At 58.9% G+C, this 20,955-nt stretch carries 21 protein-coding genes and 1 pseudogene; 10 read left to right on the top strand and 12 right to left on the bottom strand.

Annotated features, from left to right (window positions below; all coding sequences use genetic code 11):
* Positions 1 to 146: 146 nt before the first annotated feature.
* Positions 147 to 356 (bottom strand): DUF3606 domain-containing protein, encoded by a 210-nt coding sequence (locus tag AC0KVN_RS18955; RefSeq protein ID WP_483656314.1) that lies wholly within the window; start codon positions 354 to 356, stop codon positions 147 to 149.
* A gap of 3 nt (positions 357 to 359) precedes the next feature.
* Entirely contained in the window at positions 360 to 509 is a 150-nt protein-coding gene (locus AC0KVN_RS18950) for a hypothetical protein (RefSeq protein ID WP_483656313.1), read from the bottom strand.
* 219 nt (positions 510 to 728) lie between these two features.
* Here AC0KVN_RS18950 and AC0KVN_RS18945 point away from each other — a divergent pair, with 219 nt between their 5' ends.
* From AC0KVN_RS18945 to AC0KVN_RS18935, 3 genes are all read left to right on the top strand, one after another.
* Positions 729 to 1,358 (top strand): Crp/Fnr family transcriptional regulator, encoded by a 630-nt coding sequence (locus AC0KVN_RS18945; protein WP_483656312.1) that lies wholly within the window; start codon positions 729 to 731, stop codon positions 1,356 to 1,358.
* Between the two features lie 175 nt (positions 1,359 to 1,533).
* Entirely contained in the window at positions 1,534 to 1,710 is a 177-nt protein-coding gene (locus AC0KVN_RS18940; protein WP_483656311.1) for a hypothetical protein, read from the top strand.
* 14 nt (positions 1,711 to 1,724) lie between these two features.
* Entirely contained in the window at positions 1,725 to 2,225 is a 501-nt protein-coding gene (locus AC0KVN_RS18935; protein WP_483656310.1) for a YciE/YciF ferroxidase family protein, read from the top strand.
* A 1,366-nt stretch (positions 2,226 to 3,591) separates the two neighbouring features.
* On the opposite strand, the gene AC0KVN_RS18930 is transcribed toward AC0KVN_RS18935, so the two are convergent.
* Positions 3,592 to 4,491, bottom strand: a complete 900-nt coding sequence (locus AC0KVN_RS18930) for a LysR substrate-binding domain-containing protein (RefSeq protein ID WP_483656309.1) — start codon at positions 4,489 to 4,491, stop codon at positions 3,592 to 3,594.
* Between the two features lie 117 nt (positions 4,492 to 4,608).
* Between AC0KVN_RS18930 and AC0KVN_RS18925 the strand changes: the two genes are divergently transcribed.
* Positions 4,609 to 5,361, top strand: coding sequence for an SDR family NAD(P)-dependent oxidoreductase (locus tag AC0KVN_RS18925; RefSeq protein ID WP_483656308.1), 753 nt, complete (start codon positions 4,609 to 4,611; stop codon positions 5,359 to 5,361).
* Positions 5,362 to 5,724: 363 nt separating this feature from the next.
* A pseudogene (locus AC0KVN_RS18920) lies at positions 5,725 to 6,491 on the top strand (IS5 family transposase).
* A 187-nt stretch (positions 6,492 to 6,678) separates the two neighbouring features.
* Here AC0KVN_RS18920 and AC0KVN_RS18915 read toward each other — a convergent pair.
* The 6 genes from AC0KVN_RS18915 to AC0KVN_RS18890 form a co-directional block, all read right to left on the bottom strand.
* Positions 6,679 to 8,730: an NAD(+) synthase gene (locus tag AC0KVN_RS18915; RefSeq protein ID WP_483656307.1), complete on the bottom strand. Its 2,052-nt coding sequence runs from the start codon at positions 8,728 to 8,730 to the stop codon at positions 6,679 to 6,681.
* Entirely contained in the window at positions 8,720 to 9,244 is a 525-nt protein-coding gene (locus tag AC0KVN_RS18910) for a CinA family protein (protein WP_483656306.1), read from the bottom strand. Before AC0KVN_RS18910 ends, AC0KVN_RS18915 begins: the two co-directional genes overlap by 11 nt.
* Complete coding sequence (locus AC0KVN_RS18905; protein ID WP_483656305.1) at positions 9,241 to 9,501, bottom strand: hypothetical protein; 261 nt, start codon at positions 9,499 to 9,501, stop codon at positions 9,241 to 9,243. The genes AC0KVN_RS18910 and AC0KVN_RS18905 overlap by 4 nt, the downstream gene beginning before the upstream one ends.
* A gap of 176 nt (positions 9,502 to 9,677) precedes the next feature.
* A complete protein-coding gene (locus AC0KVN_RS18900) occupies positions 9,678 to 9,860 on the bottom strand; it encodes a response regulator (protein WP_483656304.1) in 183 nt (60 codons plus the stop codon).
* Between the two features lie 326 nt (positions 9,861 to 10,186).
* On the bottom strand, positions 10,187 to 11,401 hold the full coding sequence (locus AC0KVN_RS18895; RefSeq protein WP_483656303.1) for a type II toxin-antitoxin system HipA family toxin: 1,215 nt from the start codon (positions 11,399 to 11,401) through the stop codon (positions 10,187 to 10,189).
* Positions 11,394 to 12,002, bottom strand: coding sequence for a helix-turn-helix domain-containing protein (locus AC0KVN_RS18890; protein WP_483656302.1), 609 nt, complete (start codon positions 12,000 to 12,002; stop codon positions 11,394 to 11,396). The genes AC0KVN_RS18895 and AC0KVN_RS18890 overlap by 8 nt, the downstream gene beginning before the upstream one ends.
* Positions 12,003 to 12,770: 768 nt before the next feature.
* Here AC0KVN_RS18890 and AC0KVN_RS18885 point away from each other — a divergent pair.
* On the top strand, positions 12,771 to 13,262 hold the full coding sequence (locus tag AC0KVN_RS18885; protein ID WP_483656301.1) for a P-loop nucleotide/nucleoside kinase family protein: 492 nt from the start codon (positions 12,771 to 12,773) through the stop codon (positions 13,260 to 13,262).
* 378 nt (positions 13,263 to 13,640) lie between these two features.
* Entirely contained in the window at positions 13,641 to 13,835 is a 195-nt protein-coding gene (locus AC0KVN_RS18880; RefSeq protein ID WP_483656300.1) for a hypothetical protein, read from the top strand.
* A gap of 57 nt (positions 13,836 to 13,892) precedes the next feature.
* Here AC0KVN_RS18880 and AC0KVN_RS18875 read toward each other — a convergent pair whose 3' ends face one another.
* Entirely contained in the window at positions 13,893 to 14,444 is a 552-nt protein-coding gene (locus tag AC0KVN_RS18875; RefSeq protein ID WP_483656299.1) for an opacity protein, read from the bottom strand.
* Positions 14,445 to 14,823: 379 nt separating this feature from the next.
* A complete protein-coding gene (locus AC0KVN_RS18870) occupies positions 14,824 to 15,189 on the bottom strand; it encodes a PilZ domain-containing protein (protein WP_483656298.1) in 366 nt (121 codons plus the stop codon).
* A 1,137-nt stretch (positions 15,190 to 16,326) separates the two neighbouring features.
* Between AC0KVN_RS18870 and AC0KVN_RS18865 the strand changes: the two genes are divergently transcribed.
* The 3 genes from AC0KVN_RS18865 (at position 16,327) to AC0KVN_RS18855 (ending at position 18,837) form a co-directional block, all read left to right on the top strand.
* Positions 16,327 to 16,464, top strand: coding sequence for a benenodin family lasso peptide (locus AC0KVN_RS18865; protein WP_483656297.1), 138 nt, complete (start codon positions 16,327 to 16,329; stop codon positions 16,462 to 16,464).
* Positions 16,465 to 16,531: 67 nt separating this feature from the next.
* Positions 16,532 to 17,125: a lasso peptide biosynthesis B2 protein gene (locus tag AC0KVN_RS18860; protein ID WP_483656296.1), complete on the top strand. Its 594-nt coding sequence runs from the start codon at positions 16,532 to 16,534 to the stop codon at positions 17,123 to 17,125.
* Positions 17,122 to 18,837 carry an asparagine synthase-related protein gene (locus AC0KVN_RS18855; RefSeq protein ID WP_483656295.1) on the top strand — a complete coding sequence of 572 codons (1,716 nt, stop codon included), beginning with the start codon at positions 17,122 to 17,124 and terminating at the stop codon, positions 18,835 to 18,837. Before AC0KVN_RS18860 ends, AC0KVN_RS18855 begins: the two co-directional genes overlap by 4 nt.
* On the opposite strand, the gene AC0KVN_RS18850 is transcribed toward AC0KVN_RS18855, so the two are convergent.
* Positions 18,788 to 20,911: a prolyl oligopeptidase family serine peptidase gene (locus AC0KVN_RS18850; protein ID WP_483656294.1), complete on the bottom strand. Its 2,124-nt coding sequence runs from the start codon at positions 20,909 to 20,911 to the stop codon at positions 18,788 to 18,790. The two genes, AC0KVN_RS18855 and AC0KVN_RS18850, sit on opposite strands and share 50 nt — an antisense overlap.
* Positions 20,912 to 20,955 lie beyond the last annotated feature (44 nt).

The following is a 20,955-nucleotide window of genomic DNA, read 5'->3' as shown; positions in this document are numbered from 1 at the left end:
CGGCAGACGCCATGTTGAGCGTGGTGATGGAACAGATCGTGCATAAACCGGCTGACGAAGGCCAAGCGAGCGCACGCAGCGTGGCTCGCTGAACTTGTCGTCATGCCTGTCTCGATAACGCCCTGAGCTGAAGCCCGACAGGACACTCAATGTTTGCTGCGGTCCTGGTTGAGATAGGCGGCTACCGCAGCATAGCCATGACCGACCGCTTCCACTGCCTGCTCAAGTTCGTCTCGACTGGTTCCGAAATGGCTGCGCCAATAGTCCGCTTCATCCAGGCGATCGATGCAGACATATTTGCTGTCAGCCGGGATGGCCGCAGGATCAAGGCCAGATCCGCCCTCATTCGGGTCCATCAATCAACTGCCCGGTCCAACATTGATGGGGGGCGCCAGCGGATTGACGGCGTCGCCTTTGCCCACGTCGTCCTTCTTTCTCTCGTTCCTATCATTCTTGCGCGCTGATGGCTTGAGGTCGCGATCGTTCGGTGCATGCTCTGAAGCAGCCATGAAACCTTCCCCTCTTTTTCAAACTCAAGAAATAAGGCAGCCAGCCTAGTCGAGGTTCCGGACAACAGAACATGGCGCTAATCTACTTTGCTGTCGCGCGGCAAAGGGGCCGATCGGAACAATTGGCCTGTTCATCGCAACAGCGACGCCTTCCCAACATATATCAGTGCGCTCCCATATCGATCGTCCACAAGGGCCCTGTCGGGGGAACAGGGGAATATGATGTCTGCTCAGTTCGACCCCATCCGCGCGGTCGCTTTATTCAAGCCGCATCAAATCATACGAAAGGCGCAAGGGGCGTTATTCCGGATTCAGGAGGGGTGGGCCTGCCATTATGGGTTGCTGCCGGACGGACGTAGGCAGATTATCACCCTGTATCTGCCAGGGGATATCTGCGACCCGCGCTGGGTGACAGGATCGGATGAGCCCAAAGAGGTTTTGGCGCTTACCGCAATCAAGGCGCTGCCCATATCCAACCGGCTGATCGATGGCGATGATGCCGAAAGGCGCGAATTCTGGCGGGCGTTGTCCGTGATTGAGAGACGCCAGCGCCGCTGGCTCCTGACTTTGGGCCGTCGCTCCGCAGGCGAACGCATAGCCTATCTGTTTCTCGAGATTTATGAGCGGATGCGTCGGGCCGGCTTTGCCTATGGCCTGCAATGCGCTTTCAACCTTACCCAAACCGAAATTGCTGACCTGACCGGCCTTACGTCCGTGCATGTGAATCGAACAATTCAAGGCATGCGTACCCGCGGTCAGGTCGAGCTTGAAGGTCGGTGGCTTCGGATCCCCGACCCCGATTTGCTGCGTCAGGTTGCCGCTCTTCACGCGGATGACTTCATTGAATGACGCGTTTCAGGTGCGTGGTTGAAACCGCAAGTTGAAGATCATCTGCAGCAAACGTTCACGCAAAACAGCAATGGGCTAACCTATGTGTCTCCGCCTCCGTAGCAATCTGGCTAGGTTGAGCATTGTCTCTTTGTCGCGCCTGCGTGTGCTGGATTTGTCAAGAAAGTAAGGTTTGATGACCCAAAACGAACATCCCGAGCAGGATCCTGCCGAAGGTGCCGACGATCTACCCCCGCCTGATCCCGGCGGTCCCAAGACGGATAAGGCAGCCACCGAGGCGCCTGATGATAAAGTATCCGATGATGCTCAGCTGCACCCTGAAAAGGACTCTGCTCCTTATGACCGCTCGTAGACAAGGATTTGATCATGGCCGACAAGACCCTTGACGACCTGTTTCACGATACACTTCGCGACATCTTCTATGCGGAGAAGAAAATCCTCAAAGGCCTCACCAAGATGGCGCGCGCGGCACAATTGCCCGAACTCAAGGCAGCCTTCGAAAAACATTATGATGAGACCGAAGGGCAGGTCGAGCGGCTGGAAAAGGTCTTTGACATCATCGGCAAGCGCGCCCGTGGCAAGAATTGCCCGGCGATCGATGGCATATTGGAGGAAGGCGACGAAATCGCTTCGGACTACGAGGGCACCTCTGCGTTGGACGCAGGGTTGGTCTCCGCAGCGCAAGCCGTCGAACATTATGAGATTGCGCGATATGGCACGTTGCGGCGCTGGGCCCAGATGCTGGGCCTGACCGATGCGGTCGCCCTTCTGGAAGCTACGCTTGCCGAAGAAAGCGCCACCGACGAAGCGCTCAGCGCCCTCGCCGAGCAGATGGCGAATGAGAAGGCGGCCGAAGCAGCGGCCTGATCGAACCGGCCGGGCGTTCACGGCGTCCGACTTTCATTCAAAGTTGCCTGCGTAGTTATCGTGCGGTGCAAATTGCGTCACTAGGTTGAACTGGGCACGGCATTCTCGGACTAGGTAACCGGCAGCTCTTCGTGCGCCCTGAGCGCCCTCTTCATTTACGGAGATACACACCGTGAAAACTGCGCAATTAAGCCTAGGACTCGGCATTTTTTCCCTTGGTCTTGGGGCTGCGGAACTGCTCGCCACCCGGCGAATCGCCAGCGCGCTTGGACAGAATGACGGGGCGGGTCGAGCAGTGTTGCGTGCGTTCGGAACACGTGAGATCGTCGCCGGTGCCGCTCTCCTGGCGGCTCCCGCACACTCCGCCCGGATGTGGAACCGTGTGTTGGGGGATGCGCTTGATCTAGGTGCTCTGGGTCTGGCTGCGGTCCGTTCGCCAAAGCGGCCTGCGCTCTGGGGCGCTGTCGCTTTTGTCACGGGCGCAGCCATGGTCGATATATTGGTCGCCCGCCAGCTAGACCAGCAAACAGGCGCATTGTCCCCAGCGGCCGATAAGCCCTCGTCAGCGCAAACCAATGAAGGTCCACCAACGTCAGGCCAGCGCGGTCGCCCCACGTCGATCGAGCCTGAAAATATGCCTCTCGTCGAAGCACCTGAGGTGGACCCGCAACCGCCCGCCCATCTGACGCCCGCGGCCGTTCCTGCCGAGCAGCATCGCAGAAATGGCTGAACCTGGATCTGGAGAAAAGCAATGAGCGATAAGATAGACCCACGCGATGATTCAGAAACGCCTCGCGGTCCGTGGGGCGATACGCTACCTGGTCGCGAGAAGGCAGACCCGCGGACTGGGGGCGCAAAGCCGCAGGAGGATGTCGAGGATCGACCTAATGTCGGTACGGTGACGCCCGAAGACTATCCCGAAAAGGACCGGGACGACTCCAGACCCTGAGAAGATATTATGCAGCCAGCTTCATATCGCTCGCCTATTCCATACAAAGTCGGGGTCAAGACGATCACAGCCGACGAGGCAGCAACCCTATTTCGTGTTTCTTAGTCGACGCTCCTCACACGCCTCGCGCTGGTTGCTCGCCATGTCGAGTTGGCCAGTGGCTGAAATTTTCAATTCCTGTTCGTGCGCGCAACGTCGGCTTTGCGGTCTGCCAACATCGAGGCTGAACGGCTAGATTGGGCGCGTAGCAAGCGCTTCCGCCCTCGACCCTTTCCGGCCGATCAGGCTCATTTTTGGATTTTCAGTTGCCGACGCTCCGCTATTTCAGCAATCCTATGCAGCGCCAGCCCATTTCTGATTGACCTTCGGGCTGGTAAAGGTCCCGGCCGATCAACCAACAGCGCACCTCGCTTCCGATCAATCGCCCAAAGCCTGCCTTGGAAAGGCTGCCGCCAGATGGTCGATCCATGCGCGCACCGCAGGGGGCAGGCCCCGCCGCGTGGTGAAGACCAGATGCACGATGCCCTTGATCCCGCGCCAGCCCGGCAGTACGCGCACCAGCCGTCCGTCCGCCAGCGCCGCGCCGCATACATGATCGGGCAATAAGGCAACCCCCACGCCATCCATCGCCGCTTTTCTGACCGCCAGCATATCCTCACACCCCAGCCGGGGCACGAAGCGCAGCACATGCCCCCGCCCATCATCTGTCTCTAGTTGCCATGTTGTCTCCTCGACGGCATCGCTGGTGCTCAGACATGGCAGATCGGCTAATGCTGCAGGTTCTCCAATCCCGCTCGCAAGCTGCGGGCTGGCTACCAATATTCGCGTCGAGCCACCCAGCGATCGCATCGTCAACGCCGCGTCGCTCGTCAGCGTCGTGCGCACCCGCAGCGCGACATCGATCCGCTCGGCAATCAGGTCCACCGCCCGATCGGTCGCGATGATCTGAAGACGAACCTTGGGGTAACGCGCCAAGAAGGCAGACAAGAGGTCGGAGACAAGTTCGACAAGGCCGGTCGGACAACTGAAGCGGACCCGGCCATGCGGCTCGGCCTGAGCGTGCATGACCAGCGTCTCGGCCTGTTCCACTTCGCCAAGGATCGTGCGGCAGCGTTCATAAAAGGCTTGCCCCGTTTCCGTCACCTGAAAGCGGCGGCTGGATCGTTCGATCAGGCGCAGCCCCAGCCGCTCCTCCAGCCCGGCGATGCGGCGGGAAAGCTTCGATTTCGGCTCCCGAAGCGCGCGGCCTGCGGCGGCGAAGCCGCCATGAGCCACGACCTCGGCGAAATAAGCATAATCGTTGAGATCAATCTTCATTATCGTTCCTTTTATGGAACGCTAAGTGCCACATTTGCCGACTATAGGCATCATTGTTCTGATGTCATTTCCAAAGGGCATCGGCGACCCCGCCGACACGCTTAAAGGAGACAAACAATGACGAACAAATTCAACGACAAGGTGGTGGTCGTGACCGGCGGTACCAGCGGCATCGGCCTCGCCACGGCGAAGGCTTTCGCCGATGAAGGTGCATCAGTATACGTCACTGGTCGCCGGCAGGACGCGCTGGACGCAGCGGTCAGGTCCATCGGCGGTCGCATCACTGGCGTGCGCGGCGACATGGCGCGACTCGCCGATATCGACCGGCTCTATGATGCGGTCCAGCAGCAGCATGGGCAGATCGACGTCCTGTTCGCCAATGCCGGCGGCGGCGAATTCGCACCCCTGGGCGAAATCAGCGAGGATCATTACCAGCGCACCTTCGACACCAATGTGAAAGGTGTGCTGTTCACCGTGCAGAAGGCGCTGCCGCTGCTGAAGGATGGGGCGTCCATCATTCTTACCGCTTCAACAACTAGCGTGTCGGGAACCCCAGCCCTCAGCGTCTATTCGGCGACCAAGGCCGCCGTGCGCAATTTCGCCCGCAACTGGATATTGGACCTGAAGGACCGCCGCATCCGCGTGAATGCGGTCAGCCCCGGCGTGACGGAAACCGCCGGCCTTAACGAACTATTCGGCGGCGACGAGCAAGCGGAAGTGACCAAGGATTATCTCGCGGGCCTGATCCCGGCCGGGCGCGTCGGCCAGCCGGAAGAAATCGCCAAGGCGGTCCTGTTCCTCGCATCGGAGGAGGCCAGTTTCGTTAACGGTGTCGAACTATTCGTAGACGGCGGCCAAGTGCAAATTTGAAGAAAACTTCTATCGTGATCGGCGTCGAATTCCGAGTCGACGCCGGTTCACCGATTTACATCCATAACTAGGTCGTGAACTCATAAAGCGGGGATGGCTCTTGGCCAAAGGGTTTGATTTGGCGTAGGATTCTGACGATGGTGGACCTATGCCGATAAGTGGCTTCGACCTGATAGTCGCCGTGGCGACCATGATTAGCTTGCCAAATAGCGTTCATCTTTCTGAACCGGTGGAAGCCGCGCTTAGAGTGGTGGCTTCGTGGGCGTCGTCGCCCTCGTCGTCATTGGTAACATCATCGAGCAGAGTGTCGGGCGGCTATAAACAAGTCTTCCCCTTTCCATCGAACAGTGATCCAGGGTCGGCATGGGCCGATATGATCTGACCGACTTCGAGTGGCGCGTGATCGAACCGCTGTTGCTCAACAAGCCGAGAGATGCTCCGCGCGTCGATGACCGCTCTGTGCTGAACGGAATCTTCTGGGTGCTGTAGTCCGGCGCGCCATGGCGCGACCTGCCAGAGCGCTATGGGCCGCGCGCGACCTGCTACAACCGCTTTTTGCGATGGCGGAAGGCGGGCGTCTGGAACCGGATGATGGACGCAATCACCGCTGCCCATAAAGGCGACACCCAGATGATCGACAGCGCCTCCGTTCGCGCCCATCAGCAGGCCGCAACGGCAAAAAGGGGGATCGAGATCATTGTCTGGGTCGCTCCCCAGGCGGGCTCACGACCAAAATCCACGCAGTCGGCGATGCGCAAGGGCTCCCGATCCGGCTGGGCCTGACCGCTGGACAGGCGAATGACGGGCAGGTCGCTGACTCGCTGCCCGATCATCTCGGTCCGCACATGATCGTGCTGGCCGACAAGGCTTACAATGCCGACCGCATCCGCGCACTGATCGAAGAGCAAGGAGCCCCACCGAACATCCCGGCCAAATCCAACCGGAAATGGAAATCCTGCTTCAGCAAGAGGCTCTACCGCGAGCGCAACCTGATCGAACGGTTCTTCTCCAAGCTGAAGCACTTCCGCCGCGTCGCCACCCGCTATGACAAGCTCGCCTCCAACTTCATCGCCATGGTTCAACTCGCCTCAATGCGGCTCTGGCTGCGCGCTAATGAGTCTACGGCCTAGGGCTGCAATTGCTCGTCTTCGATGTCGCTTCCTTCTGGAGATATCTGCGTCGATCGTTCGCTCGAAATGGGGGATCGCGGATCGACCATATCCTCTGAATTCCTCGCGGCGGCGCGGCTGACGTCAGCACAAGTCGATACAGCGCCGCCGGGAATGACCAGCGATTATGCCGGTCCGACCTTTCTGATCAGGGCTGACCAATCCCCTTTTCTAGTTCGTCCAGCCACAGGGCGGCGTTCCCGTCGGACGGTGCGCGCCAATCACCGCGGGGCGATAGCGCGCCGCCGGACGAGACTTTTGGACCGTTGGGGATTGCGGATCTCTTGAATTGGCTCAAGCCGAAGAAACGGCGCAGGAAATTTTCGAGCCAGTGCCGGATGGTCGGAAGGTCATAGGCGATTTTCGCATCTTCGGGATAGCCGGCCGGCCATTCGCCCGTAATCGGATCGCGCCACGCATGCCAAGCAAGGAAGGCCACCTTGGAAGGCGGCAACCCCTGCCGGACAATATGGTGGAGGAAAAAGTCGTTCAGCGCATAGGGGCCGACCTTCGATTCTGTACTTTGCAGCGCACCTCCGGCATCAGCCGGCACCAGTTCTGGCGAGATTTCGGTATTGAGGATCGCATCCAGCACCGTCTTCGCTGCCTCATCGAACTGGTCGGTCGCGATGCACCAGCGGATCAAATATTGGATCAGCGTCTTGGGCACGCCGCTGTTAACGGCATAATGGCTCATCTGGTCGCCTACGCCATAGGTACACCAACCTAGCGCAAGTTCGCTCAAATCGCCGGTCCCGACGACGAAACCGCCATGCCGATTGGCAACGCGGAACAGATAGTCGGTCCGCAGGCCCGCCTGCACATTTTCGAAAGTGATGTCATAGAACGGCTCGCCGCGGCCGAACGGATGATCCATGTCGGTCAACATCTGGCGAGCGGCAGGGCGGATGTCGATCTCCTCGCCCGCGACGCCCAGCGCGTTCATCAACGCCCAGGCATTGCCCTTCGTCGCCTCCCCGGTGGCGAAGCCCGGCATGGTATAGCCCAGGATTGTCGAACGGGGCAGACCGAGCCGGTCGCATGCCTTGGCCGCGACGATCAGTGCATGGGTGGAATCGAGGCCGCCCGACACGCCGACGACGAAATGCCTGCCCGAAGTTGCGCAAAAGCGGGTGACGAGCGCTTCCACCTGGATGTTGAACGCCTCATAGCAATCGGCATCCCGTTGCAGCGGATCATCAGGCACGAAGGAAAAACGGCGCACCGCCCGACGCAAGCCTGTGTCGGTATTTCGCTTCGTGAAGGGGAAGCAAATCGTGCGAAAGCGGTTTTCGGGCTGACCGGCGGCCACCGCGCAGTCATTAAACGTGCCGTTGCGCATCCGTTCCAAGCGCAGCCGTTGGAGGTCGACGTCCGTATAGAGCAGTTCGGCTGTGTCACCGAAGCGCATAGATTCCCCTAAAAGATCACCCATTTCGTGGACCATCGCCTGTCCGTCCCAGGCGAGGTCCGTGGTGCTCTCGCCCGGACCGGCCGCCGAATAGGCGTAGGCCGCGATGCAGCGCGTCGATTGCGATGCCGACAGCAGATGGCGGTCGCGCGCCTTGCCAACCGTGATATTAGACGCGGAAAGGTTGCAAAGCAGTAGCGCCCCGGCGAGCGCGCCCATGGTCGAAGGCGGCAGCGGCGCCCAATAGTCCTCGCAAATTTCCACATGAACGGTGAAATCGGCCCAGCCTTCCGCTGTAAACAACAAGTCGGTGCCGAACGGCACACATTGGCCAGCGACTGCAATCTCCTGAGCGGTCATGCCGGTGCCGGACGCGAACCAGCGCTTTTCATAATATTCGCGGTAATTGGGAAGGAAGCTTTTGGGCACGACGCCGATCAAGCGGCCCCGCGCGATGGCGAGCGCACAATTATAAAGGCGTCCCTTGCGGCGCAGCGGCGCGCCTACCAACAGAAGCGGCAGATCAGCGCTAGCATCGACCAACGTGCCGATTTGCACCTCGACCCGATCCAGCAATGCTTCCTGAAGATGGAGGTCGTCGATCGCGTAGGAGGACAGGCTGAGTTCGGGGAAGAGGATAAGGTCGGCTCCTCCATCGGCAGCCTGTCGCGCCAGCTTCAATATCTCGGCGGCATTGGCCGCGACATCGCCGACACTGGCACGCGGCGTCGCGGTGGCGACACGGATCATGCCATGGGAATGGATGGACGCGAAACGCTCAGAGTTCATCGACGGCCTGCCTCATCATATCCAGCGCCACGCGCAGCGAGTTTATGCGCACCGGGCCGCGCCCGATATCGCCGAAATGCTCGACCCGATGCGCTGTCCCGCCGCCTCGCCGCGCGCAGGCGAAATGGACAAGGCCTGCTTCCTTGCCTTTGGGGTCTCCCCCGGCATAGCCAGTAACAGCTAGCGCCACGTCTCCAAGGGAATGAGAGATAGCGCCGTGCGCCATCGCGATGGCCACCTCCTTGCTAACTGCTCCGCATCTGTCGAGCCGCTCGCGCTTTATACCCAGCAACTCGCATTTCGATTCTACGCTATAAACGGCGAAGCCACGTTCGAAGGCATGGCTCGCGCCTTCAATATCGGTCAGCAACGAAGCGAGCAGGCCGCCGGTGCAGCTTTCGGCCGTGACCAGCTTCGTGCGGGCGGCACACGCAGCCTTCAGCAACGAGACCGCCGCATCTTCTATGTCGTCCGGAAGAATGGGGGAAAGTGTTTCCGCTGGTTGCCCACTCAACGTGGCGACCGGCGCGATTTCGCGCCGGCCTCCTCCAGTCCGGCGCGAGTGTCGTCCTCCTCGCCATGCCGGGTCATCGTCACGGGGTCATAGTTTGACGGGATCGCGCCGCCGCTGATGGGATCATGGTCCGGTTCGCGGTCCAACGTATCGCTGGGGCGCCGCGCCGCGCCTTCGGGCTGATTTTCCGTTGATATATTGGGATTGCGCGTGACCTGCGTGGGCACGTCGCGGTTTTTGCGGGCGTCGTTGTTCATCACACTCTCCTTGAAAGGTTCAAGGAAAATAGACCGCGTTGGTTCCAGGTGAACATGTTCACCTGGATCAGTGTCGCGCGAGACGCTTGCCGTCAGGAATCGCACCGGTGCAAATTAGTTGGTTCATTTTGCGCGGAACATCGGATGTTGCATGTCATCTAGCCGGTTGGCGGCGATCAGTGCGCCAGGCCGAGTTTTTCGGCAAGCGCCCCGATAACGTGGCGAAACTCGACCGGTTTCTGCAGGCGTGCGACATCTGCGAACCTCTCGGGGATCGCTTTCTGATCGTAGCCCATGAGGAATATGAACGGCACGCCATCCCGCATCAAATCGCCTGCGAGATCGAATGAGCTGTCCACCGTGCCGCTCCTGCGTTCGAGCCATGCCGGCAAGCTGGCTCGGGCACGGTCCTTCCGGCATTCCAAACCGGGCGCTGAGTGGCGGTGAGTTCTGTTTCCGGCATTTCCATGATAGTTCTCCTCTAACCACATTGGCCATCTGAAGAACGCCTGCGGATGGCGATGCGAAGGAGGGGCAATCTGGCTCGTGCCGACCAACTTTCGCCGTTCAACGCCGCGGGCGCTAATGACCGCTCCATACCGCCACCAGCGATCGCCGTCCCGTTAAGCCCTCCCGCTGCAGCGCGCAAAATGTTGCGGTGCGAGCGCATTTTGTTGAAGTTGGTTCACACTGCGAGGCGCTTTCTGTGCTTTTCGATTGCGGTAATGACCTCACCCGAGAAGGGGAGATGCGCCTTTTCCTGTTCCCAAAGTCCGTCAAACCGCTCTACTGTTTCCTTCGCTGTCGAGATAACCAGATGCGATGGCAGCCGCGCTTTGTCGGCGATCGTCTCCAGTTCGCGGTAGGTGAAAGACTCCCATTCGCGTGACCGATGAAATTTGAGGGCGGCATCCTCCTCAGGCATATAGGCGACGGTCGAGAGAAGATCATATGCTGGCGCCAAGATAGGTTGGCGCTGATCGGGATAGGTCAGTGACCAGTTCTTCAGATGCATGTCACCATTGCCGATCAGCACGGAGTAGGTGAGCCGGCGGAGGAATTCGACCGAGCTTGCCTCATCGGCTTCGATCGCGAGCACCGACAAAATTTGGCGGTAGCTCGCATTCTCATATTTGTCGTCGGCATAGACACCGTAAACTTGCGCGAAATCCTCGATGTGGACGGGTCCGGCATCGGTCCGGTCGAAACGGCGTATGGCATATGCCGACGCCCCGTATCGGGTGATCCCGTCGGGCAATCCGCCGATTGTTTCGAGCGGCAGAAGATCGATGTCGGGGACATCGATCCCGAGCTTGGAGGCCAAGCTCATGGCGGCGAATTCGTTTTCCGGAACGTCGGGATGACGGGCTGACGGAAGTTTGACGATCCAGTCGCCACCCGTGCCGCTCACCGGAATGGTGAGGCCACCACTCTTACCCCTGTTCTTCAGGGCTGAAAATTTGAGTTGAACGCCGGCGAGTGAGAAACGCAGTGCGCGCTTGGCTTCAGCTGCAACACCTTCTTCGTCTGCGTCCTCAGGCTGCACGTCACGCGTCTCGACGGGCACGGCTCTGACCGCGCCTGGCAAGTCTCTGCCAAGCTGCGCGAGAAGGAGATATTCGCGGACGGACTTAACGCCTGCGCGCCGCGCAAGGTAATCGCGTAGCGTTCCTTCGGGCAAAAGGTTCGAGAAGAATGGCTCGAGCTTTGTTTGATAGGCGCGAGGCGCATTGATGATCGCGCCATATTGGTCACGATAGGCAAGCGAGAGCGTCGGGCGCTCTTCGTCGGCGAGGTAGGCCTCGTCGAACGTGAAGATGCTACGATCGCCATCGAGACGCGCGAGCGTTCCGATGCGGCGATCATGTAGGAATATGTCGAGAGCGGCTGCGTCAATCATCGTCATCCTCCTCCAGCCGGTAAGCGGGACGCTGGCGTGCGGCCTCGATCAACGGCGCATGATGCACCTGAATGTTGCGGAAATTTCGGAGAGCCGAAGTCGCCTCCTCAATGCGTTTGGCGAGAGCCGCCGCCCCGCCCTGCGCCTCGATGATCGTCTTCAGCCCTTTTGCTGGCTGCAAGGCCTCGTCGAGGGCTTTGCGTTGAGCTGCATCGAATTGCAGTCTGGGGATGCTCCGGATTGCATTTTGGAAGCCTTCAACCTGAGAGAGGTCTGGGAAGTCTGCTTTGATCCGTTCTGCGATTTGCGCCTGTTCGTTAAGTAGGCTCACTGCGCGGCTTGTTTCGACGGTCGTGCCATGCGCGCGCACCGCTCCCTCGACGGCAGGCAAAGCCTTGCGCGGCACAAGCATGATCTCGAGGTCGAGCGCGCGCGCGATCTCGACAAGGCTTGAAAGTTTGAGATCAACCGTGCCTTTTTCGATTTTGGAGATATGGCTTTGTGGCAAGCCAACGCGCTGCCCCAGTTCCTTCTGGGTCAGCGCCTTTGCGATACGCGCCTCACGGACACCCGCCGTTATCTCTTCAATGCCCGCACTCACTTATCTGTCCTAGCATATATTTTGTCGGAATTATATGCTTAAGCATATCAAATCATGCGATGCACTCAATTGGAAATATGCCCAAGCATATTTTATGAGCAATCTATATATATTTAGGCATATATATTTTGCCTTGGCGCGCGGCAAAGATACATCAGACGTGACCGTTTTCGGCATATGCGGACATTCCCAGTTGCATGCGGAACGGCGGCTAGGGCCCCGTCTCGGTCATAATCGGAGTGACCGCTCATGGACGCGTCATTTTGCCAATCGAATAGCATAAATGGGCGCATCAATTCCAAGCCCGACCTGCTAGCTGCAGCGTTCCTTCTGCGACCGTTACGTTTGGAGCGCTGAATAGCAACCTTGCTGCCACCAACCCATGGCAGAAGATCTTGCCGGGAGGGGTCTGCGACGCTCTTCCGATATGACTGAGTGTATCGCGCACTTGCCTCCCCAAAAGTGGCACGAGACGGCGCGTGAGGCACGTTCGCGGGTGGATTGCGTGTCGTCCCCCAAACAACATGCGTTGGCGTCTCTCCATGGCGCCCTGTTGCACCTCCCAATCGGCAATCCGCAACATGTTGAAAAGACTGCCCCCTGATACTGGACTATCGACATGAAGACCGGCATCTTCTCGCTATGCCTTTGATTCACATCGCCATTGCGATCAGCGGACGAATTAATCACCCGGCTTGATGCGTCAGGCCGGGTCTCTCCGCTCGTGAATGACATGATGCTGCGTGCATCTGCGAAGGTTATTGAAATATGTCTTTGGAACAACCAACGCTGCACCTTGTGTGCGGCAAAATCGCTGCTGGAAAATCCACGCTTACCAGCGCGTTGGGAGAACAACCCCATACCGTCGTTGTGAAAGAAGATTACTGGCTGGCTCGCTTATACCCTGGCGAACAAAATAGTCTGGCCGATTATGTCCGCAACGCGACACGTCTAAGAGACGCAATGAGCGCACATCTCGTTGATTTGCTGCGGTCAGGCATTTCCGTGGTATTGGACTTTCCTGCAAACACACCTGCAAGTCGGGCATGGATGCGCTCCTTGTTTGAAGAGGCACGATCCGGGCATCAACTTCACTATCTCGACGTGCCGGATGAGGTCTGCAAATCCCGGCTTAGCCAGCGAAACAGCGACGGTACGCACGAATTCACCGTGAGCGACGATGAATTTGCCCTATTCACAAAGCATTTCGTCCCGCCAGCGCCTGAGGAAGGGTTCGACGTAATACTACATTTGCCCTGACGACTTACCCTCTCCCAGCTACGCCACGCGCATGATGGAAGAGGCCCAGCATAGGCCACTTTTCCATTTCATCATTCTTTTCGAAAAAAGCAGGGACAGGGCGACGACCAACAGGTGTTTTCCGACGCAGCAGGTCTCAAGCGTTCGCCTGCGGCCATAGAATGACTGGCATGGGCGCTCGCCGACATTCGACATGATGCAGTACGACTTTGCCTCGAGCCTGTGCAGCTGGGTGCGTCCATCACATCTCGCCAGCCCCATGACCTTATAGACAAGTCGCGTGGAAGATCCGCAAATTCGTGGAGGATCGTTCGGGTTCAAAAGGAACATGCTCACGCGTTGCCGGTTGGCTGAGTTCACGACTGATAGGAGAGAGCCATGTTCCCCGAACAGATTCCAGGCGAGAATGATCAGGCTGACATGCACGGTACGTCGATGGACGATCTGCCCAGCGCCGACGACAAAGTCGACGCAGACGTCGATCCCGAGGACGAAGAACAAGCCGCCGATGCGCTTGAAAATGCTCAACAGAACGCCGCAGAAAAGCGCGAACAGGAAGGCGGCTATCAATAGACAAAATGGCCCCGTCAGCGACGGTCGCTAACGGGGCCATTTTGATCACAGCATATTTTAGAAGTGGAAGATCACACCAGCCATGGGACGGAAGCTGTCCCAGTCATAGGTGTCGACCTGCATGCGCAGGCGCACGCCGCTGTTGCCGGTGATACCGCCAAGACCGATCTCCTTGGGCCCGACTTCAACGCCAGCGCCGTACATCCAATCCTTACGGTCGGGCCAGCCGCCCTTGCCATTCACCCACTGATAGCCAGCCGACGCATAGATCATGCCGCTTTCGCCAGCACGAGCGCCGAAGCGACCCTTGACACCATATTCCCAGTCGATGTCGCTAAAGCCCTTGGTGGCATTGCCTTCCACGCCGACAAAGACCGGACCAAGCGGGACGTTTACGCCCGCAATACCGCTGATCAGCGCGCCATTCATGATGGTTTCACCAGGGATGGCGCCGAACTCGGAACCACGATCAAAGGTGTGATAGCCGCCCAGTACACCGACATAGGGTTCAACGCCAAAAGCGTCGGTGCCGTCAGGCGCTGTTTCCTGCGCGGAAGCGATTGCGGGCATGGCAGCGAGAATGGCTGCGGCGGCGAGAAACTTCTTCATACGAACCCCTGTTTGCTTCGATTGAGTGGATCGCAGAACAGGCCGGCTCGCGACGAGTTTCACAGAAATGTCATTAAATTTAGAAAGTTGCAAATATGCAACGGCCATTTGGACGGAACCATAGCGATTGGCCTTCGTATTGTGGGGGCAAGTGGCGCCCCCTCCCTTGCGGCCTTCATAACCTGCCCGCCTCCGGCCTGCCGGGGGCGGGCTTTTGATAAGCCGGCTACGCGTAACGAAGATTTCACCTTGCTCCTGCAGTACAGGTGCGGACGAAGTATCGTTGCGAAGGGCTGCACCTTGATGAGCTTCGTCCAACCCGCCAGTCGATGCCTGGGCGTGCGCTTCCGAGCAACTGCGCAGCGGCTCGCCTGGCCCTTCAGCAAGCGCCAAGCGGTATAAGCTGCCGGATCGTTCCGATCGGCGGTACGCCATGGTGTAGAGGCCGAATGGAATGCTGACGTATGAAGACCGCAGGATCGACATCATGCTCCAGCAGCACGCCACACTTCTCGCCATCGGCCCAGATGATCGATGCACAAAGCTCGACCTGATCGACGACGATGGTCACCGGCGTCCCGACTGGCGGAAATTCAAATCCCTCCAGCTGCGCGCCGTAGATCGACATGTTTTTGATCGTGGCAAATTCGTACAGCCCGGCCCAATTGACCGTGCAGGGAATGTCGATCGGTTCGCGTGAGGGGTGGCGGCGCTCTGGGGTGCAGGCAAGTGCGTTCAACATCATCTCAATCCTGTCGCCCCCCTGAAAAGACCGATGGACAGCAGAATGGTTCCCAAGCTCAGCTGGATCGCCAGGCGACACAAGTGGCGCGCCCATTGCGGATGACGGCGTTTAACCGGGTGAAGATGAATTCTGCAGCTATGCGAGATTTTCGTCGTCAATACCCTGTGTCCGGGTCCCCATCCGTTCTGGGACATGCCAGCTCGCCGGCAGCGCCCCCGCGATTATCCCCGGCACAAATGACCGGACCAGGATAGCAGCCAAGCGGGCCGCAACGCCGATCCCCATCCCGTTTACGCTGACGCTGACGCTGACGCTGCATTGCCCGCGCGTGTAGGACAATCCCGTCAAGCCGACCTTTGGACTGGTGCAATATGCCTCGCGCTACATGCATTTGTCGCTTGTCATCAGCACGCACATTGGTGGTGTCCTTGGCAAGTTCGCGTACCATCACAATGGGGGTTGAGGACATGTCGGGCACCTCAATGACGGCTTCGACGCCCTGCGTCATGGACGGACCATTCAGCTGGCTGGGAGGCAATCGCCGACCAGTTCATGGCTATCTGTTCAAAGGTCGGGGCAAGGCTGATTACAGAATGGCAAAAGGATCACCTGCCAGCTTCGGCCGCCCTCTCCCCTATCCGTTAATGTGTGGCCGGACGCCTATTCCAGGGAACGGAAACCCGTCCTCGAACGGCGACAATGGGTGCAAGTCTGTTCAAGTCGATTTCTAACAGCAAGCCGCTTTCAACGATTGACGGCCAGCAATCTGCCAGTTCGCAGCCCCTCCTCCCCGCCATCGGCATGCTCAGTTGGATATGGGCGCAGTAGCTTGAATATATATCAAAGTGGAGCCAATTCGGCTTGCCCATTAGAATATAGATCCGCACCATCTGTCGAACACGAAATCATTCGTGGATAGTGACCGGGTAACCGGCTCGCATGTCCAGGCTGTAAGGCTAAAGGAGCCGGTGCGTGTGCCCAACCCACGCCCTCACTGCTCGGTCGCTATTTTAATTTCAATTTCCCGATCCCTAGATCATCATCTGATTATAAATGAATTATAAAATATATATCTCATGCGTTCCGTGAAACCTTTCAGATCGCGACATTGAGTCGCTCATTGAAAGGAAGTTGATCATGGAACATGAAGAACTGTCGCAGGACATCGTCGACCTGGGTGACGCACTCGATCTCACGCGCGGCGTCCTGCTGATCGGCGAGGACGATGGAAACGGCACCCTGTGCAAGGGTCTGGGCATCTCCGAAGAAGACTGAATGGCGGAGGGCACGCGCCCTTTGCAGGACGCGTGCCCTTTCGATCTTCGCGAAAAGGGAAGCACCAATGCACAGGATCACGGCAGACACTTATGCATGCCTTGTCGGACAAACGCCTGTGCTCCTCGACATAAAGAAAGGCAGATACAGCCTGGCACGCGGCGCTACCGGGCGCCGAATAACAGCATTGCTCGAAGCCTGCTCGAATCATTCTGCCGGCAGGATATTGCCCGCGCCCATCTTCAGCCACATTCCCAAACCAGCGGGACAAAAGGAGCAAAGCAGTTGGAGACTCATATTCTTCGCCTTGCTGTCGCTCTGCGCAGCGATATTGGAAGTGCGTCGAACGTCGCTGCAGCAGCTCGTCAGAGAATTAGAGGCAGAAGCAGGTAAGCCCGCTCGACCGTCGAAATTCCCTGTAAGCGAAGAGGTGGTGGCAGCGGCGTTTCACCGCATCCAGGCACTGTTGCCGCTCGAAAATCTCTGTCTCCCGCGAAGCATGGCGATCGTGCGCATTTTGCGCCGCTGCGGCCATAGTCCGACCTTGGTCATCGGCGTGCGGCTCCCGATTGCCGCCCATTGCTGGGTTCAATGCGACGACCGGGTGATCGGCGATACGGTGGAACGGGTCGACGCTTTCGAGCCCATATTGGCGATATGATCGCGCCGCGCTTCCTGGCCTATGTGGGAGAGCAGTTGCCATGGGCCACGCCGACTACCGATATTGATGGCATGGAGGCTGTCCCACTTGATGGGCCGATACATCTTCGGGCAACTGAACATCTGATCCGACTTGGCACCCAGGGAGCAGTGCTGGGACATCTATTCACGCGGACCTTACCCAGCCGACAGATTACCCATCTCAATGCCGCGGAGATCAGTGCAGCTTTCGCGACCCAGGGACAAAGCCTGATCCGGGACTATTGGGGAGGCTATATCGCTATCTTCAAAGATTTTCAGGACGACATCTGGATCGTGCGCGATCCCTCCGGAACCATGCCTGCGTTCTGGCGAGAAGTGAACGGCGGCATCGCGATAACCCCCCAACTTGGTGCCGCGCCTTTTGCTGCGAGCCAGATGCGCGTCGACCTGGATGCGCTGCTCGTACATATTTGGAACCCATTCTACAGCGGCGAGCGAACCTGCGTTGCCGGCGTCCGCGAACTCATGCCTGGCTGCCGGCTTAGGATCACGCCGACGGCACGAAGCTCGAATCTTCTGTGGCAACCCTGGAATTTCATCCCGGACCGGACCAAGCGTCCCATGGGGTCCGTCGATATGGTGCGCAAAACCATATTCGACGCCATCGGAACATGGGCAGCCATGTTCCCTTCCATCCTGTCAGGTCTTTCAGGCGGTCTTGACTCCTCGATCATCGCCACCGGGCTGCACCATTCAGGCGCGCATTTTCGCGGCCTTCACATGAACTCGCCCGACCGCGAGGGCGATGAACTTCGCTATGCGCAACTTCTTGCAAAGGCGCTGGATATCCCGCTCGATATTTTCTCCTATGATCCGGATGCAATCGACGTGGAACGGCCAATCGTAGCGCACGCGGCACGTCCCTTCATGGCCCATTATGCGCAAAGCACGGCCAAGGCCCAGGCGCTCACCGCGCGACAGCAAGGCATCGACGCCTATTTCACCGGGCATGGCGGCGACAATGTGTTCGCACTGATGCACTCCGTGGCACCGATACTTGACCGATTTCAGGCCGGCCAGGATATCGCTGCAGTTCTCAGAACGATCCGGGATGTCGCGCAGTTACATGATGCCGACTATTTGACGATCCTGCTCCACCTCGTCCGCAGGCTGAAGAAGCCATCGAATTCGTCTGCCAGACGAGGTGACCGCAGCTTTCTCGACGATGCGCGGCTTGAGGCTGCGATCGACGCGATGGACATTCATCCCTGGCTATTGCCTCCTGATGATATTCCAGCGGGTTCGGCAACGCATGTCCGCGCCTTGGCCCGTGCGGTCGGTCATGATGGATTCCACGATCGTCGCTCCAGTCCGCCCTCAATATCTCCATTGCTGGCGCAGCCCGTCATGGAGCTCTGTCTCGGCATTCCAAGCTGGCATTGGGTCGAAGGCGGAATCGATCGTTCGGTCGCACGCCAGGCTTTTCAGTCCTATCTTCCGCCACTGATCGCGGCCCGCCGGACCAAGGGCGGCCCGGCAGGTTTCCTGGACCGATATTATTGGGAGAATGAGACGCAAATCCTTTCCCATCTGAGATCCGGCTTACTGGCCCAAAGCGGTCTCATCCGGGATCTCCCGTCCCCTGGCTCAACCGGAGGCGACAGATATCGCGCCCGGCGCATTATCGGCCTCGCGGGCGCGGAGAGTTGGGCTCGCCATTGGACGACATAGATGGGCTTCCCGGCAAGGATTTTTCCATAGCCTTTCGCATCGCATCCCACCGTTCGATCCGCTGCCCGTCAGGGCCTGGTGAAGGCGGCAGTCCTTTGAGCCAATAATCAAACCACTCCATGTTTTCGGACATGGCTTCCAATTGGTTCGATGGAATGTGGAAAAAATGGGTTTCATCCGACGCCCAACTCTCCCCCGGATAGAGCGACAGTTCGGACGGCACGCTTGCCGCGCGAAGCGCCTGATGGAAGTCGATGGCCGACTCATGTGGTTCGGCGATTTGCTGCAATATCGGTGCCTGGGCAAATCGGGCACGATAGGAAGGAGCCAGCGCGGCATAGTTGGGCTGCGCTGCCGGGTCGCCCGGCGGCCCGCCATAAATTGCCCGATAGGCGCATTGATGGGTGCGATAGATGGTCGGCTCGAGAAAGCCACCGTCGCCGCTGGACGCCGCCGAAAACATGTCTGTCTGAGTGACCGCCACATTCGCAATTTGCGATCCATAGCTATATCCCGCAATGCCCACATGCTTCGGGTCGATCAGGCCTTCGGCGTCCAGCGCATGCAGAATGGCACGAAAGCTCTCAATCTGATTAAACCAGCCAATCCGCTGGATTTCTCCAGGCGGCGTTGCACCACCGCAGATGTTGCGATCAGCGAACGCCTTCTCCATTTGCGCGCTTTGCGAGCGGTCGGGCTCGTTGGCGAGAATGATCACATAACCGCGCTCGGCGAGCAGTTGCACCGGATAATGCCATTGAATGTCCTGCGCCCCGAAACGCTCGTCGGCGTCGGTTCCATGGGTGACAAGCAGAGCGGGATAGCGGCGCCCCGGCGCATAGTTTCGTGGATAGAGGATCAGGCTTCGCGCTCGAAAGCCGTAGGCGTTGTCCAGCATTCGCGTTTCCGCACGCAACGGCATGATCGCATCATGGCGGGGGGAAACGCCTTGTAGAGGTTGGATTTGACCGCGCGGCACATCGATCCGAACGAAGGAGGGCGCACGAGTGACACCTTCGCGGACGCATATCCCTTGCGTGAGCGCTGGCACGAAGCTGCAATGCGTCAGGCTTTCGGGCACCTCGATCCGGGTCGACTGGCCATCGGCATCGAGCCGGATCAGCCCATAGCGACCTTCGGCTATGAACCGGACCGCGATTAGCGTGAATTGGCCATCGGGCGATCGCCAATGCCCCGGTGATCTGGGATCTGACAAGGTGGCGTCGAGCACGCCATAATCGACCATTCGGCCATCTGCCCTCCGTTCCCGCAGACGCCGCTCCTGCTGGACGCGCTCAATCTGCAATGTTCCGCCCTGCGGACCTGTGATCCGATCGGAAAAGAGCGCCGGGCCTTCCACCAGTGGGCTGCTTTTCCTGTCAAAAAAACGCCATCGATAACGCTGAATATGTGGCACGTTCAGATTGTCGGTCTGGAGAGAATAGTCGAGCGCATCCGCATGCCAGGCCGGCATTCCCCCCATGAAACGTCCCACCCTGTCTCCGCCTGGAACATCCGAGATCCAGATCGGAGCACGCGCTTCCTCCTTGATGAAGAAGCGCGCCGACACCCCCGGCCCTTGCCGACGATGGACGGTCAGGTTCGTCACAGCCTCGCCGTAGCGAATTCCGCTGCTCGCCTCCTCATTGTGGAGGAGGGAGTAGAAGAGACGTACGCCGTCAGGGGACCAACTATATGCGGCGACGCCAAAGCGGACCGGCCCTGTAAAGCCATAACCAAATTCCGCACCATCGGCAGAGCCGACAAGGACCGTTTCCGGACTGATCAGGAGCGGCGTCATCGCGCCGTCGCTCCTGAACTGGTAGAGTTGCACGCCTGCCCCCTGATCGGCCAATAGGCTCCAGGCCATCCTGCCGGGGATGGCCTGGAGCCGTTCCATCCAGATGGAGCGGGCAAGGATCCTGTCCCCATCCGGCTGGAAATTGGTCACATGGAGTTCGAACTCCGTGCGGTTCTCCTTTCGGTTTGCGACCCGAAGGATATAGGCCAGCGATCGTCCATCATGCGCCAGCGCGGTGCCGGCAATGATCGGGATCGCCAGGATGTCGTCCATGGTCCAGTACCGCGCCTCGGCCCCAACGGCACGCAGCTGTACAG

This window comes from Sphingobium sp. SG1, from assembly GCF_057063145.1.
The sequence above is the reverse complement of the archived record's forward strand: the minus strand, read 5'-3'. Positions and strand labels throughout refer to the sequence as shown.

Bases quoted from the DNA above. Each gene is read 5' to 3' on its own strand.
- AC0KVN_RS18955 (WP_483656314.1), bottom strand. From the start codon at position 356: ATGGACCCGAATGAGGGCGGATCTGGCCTTGATCCTGCGGCCATCCCG.
- AC0KVN_RS18950 (WP_483656313.1), bottom strand. From the start codon at position 509: ATGGCTGCTTCAGAGCATGCACCGAACGATCGCGACCTCAAGCCATCA.
- AC0KVN_RS18945 (WP_483656312.1), top strand. From the start codon at position 729: ATGATGTCTGCTCAGTTCGACCCCATCCGCGCGGTCGCTTTATTCAAG.
- AC0KVN_RS18940 (WP_483656311.1), top strand. From the start codon at position 1,534: ATGACCCAAAACGAACATCCCGAGCAGGATCCTGCCGAAGGTGCCGAC.
- AC0KVN_RS18935 (WP_483656310.1), top strand. From the start codon at position 1,725: ATGGCCGACAAGACCCTTGACGACCTGTTTCACGATACACTTCGCGAC.
- AC0KVN_RS18930 (WP_483656309.1), bottom strand. From the start codon at position 4,491: ATGAAGATTGATCTCAACGATTATGCTTATTTCGCCGAGGTCGTGGCT.
- AC0KVN_RS18925 (WP_483656308.1), top strand. From the start codon at position 4,609: ATGACGAACAAATTCAACGACAAGGTGGTGGTCGTGACCGGCGGTACC.
- AC0KVN_RS18915 (WP_483656307.1), bottom strand. From the start codon at position 8,730: ATGAACTCTGAGCGTTTCGCGTCCATCCATTCCCATGGCATGATCCGT.
- AC0KVN_RS18905 (WP_483656305.1), bottom strand. From the start codon at position 9,501: ATGAACAACGACGCCCGCAAAAACCGCGACGTGCCCACGCAGGTCACG.
- AC0KVN_RS18895 (WP_483656303.1), bottom strand. From the start codon at position 11,401: ATGATTGACGCAGCCGCTCTCGACATATTCCTACATGATCGCCGCATC.
- AC0KVN_RS18885 (WP_483656301.1), top strand. From the start codon at position 12,771: ATGTCTTTGGAACAACCAACGCTGCACCTTGTGTGCGGCAAAATCGCT.
- AC0KVN_RS18880 (WP_483656300.1), top strand. From the start codon at position 13,641: ATGTTCCCCGAACAGATTCCAGGCGAGAATGATCAGGCTGACATGCAC.
- AC0KVN_RS18875 (WP_483656299.1), bottom strand. From the start codon at position 14,444: ATGAAGAAGTTTCTCGCCGCCGCAGCCATTCTCGCTGCCATGCCCGCA.
- AC0KVN_RS18870 (WP_483656298.1), bottom strand. From the start codon at position 15,189: ATGATGTTGAACGCACTTGCCTGCACCCCAGAGCGCCGCCACCCCTCA.
- AC0KVN_RS18865 (WP_483656297.1), top strand. From the start codon at position 16,327: ATGGAACATGAAGAACTGTCGCAGGACATCGTCGACCTGGGTGACGCA.
- AC0KVN_RS18860 (WP_483656296.1), top strand. From the start codon at position 16,532: ATGCACAGGATCACGGCAGACACTTATGCATGCCTTGTCGGACAAACG.
- AC0KVN_RS18855 (WP_483656295.1), top strand. From the start codon at position 17,122: ATGATCGCGCCGCGCTTCCTGGCCTATGTGGGAGAGCAGTTGCCATGG.
- AC0KVN_RS18850 (WP_483656294.1), bottom strand. From the start codon at position 20,911: ATGGACGACATCCTGGCGATCCCGATCATTGCCGGCACCGCGCTGGCG.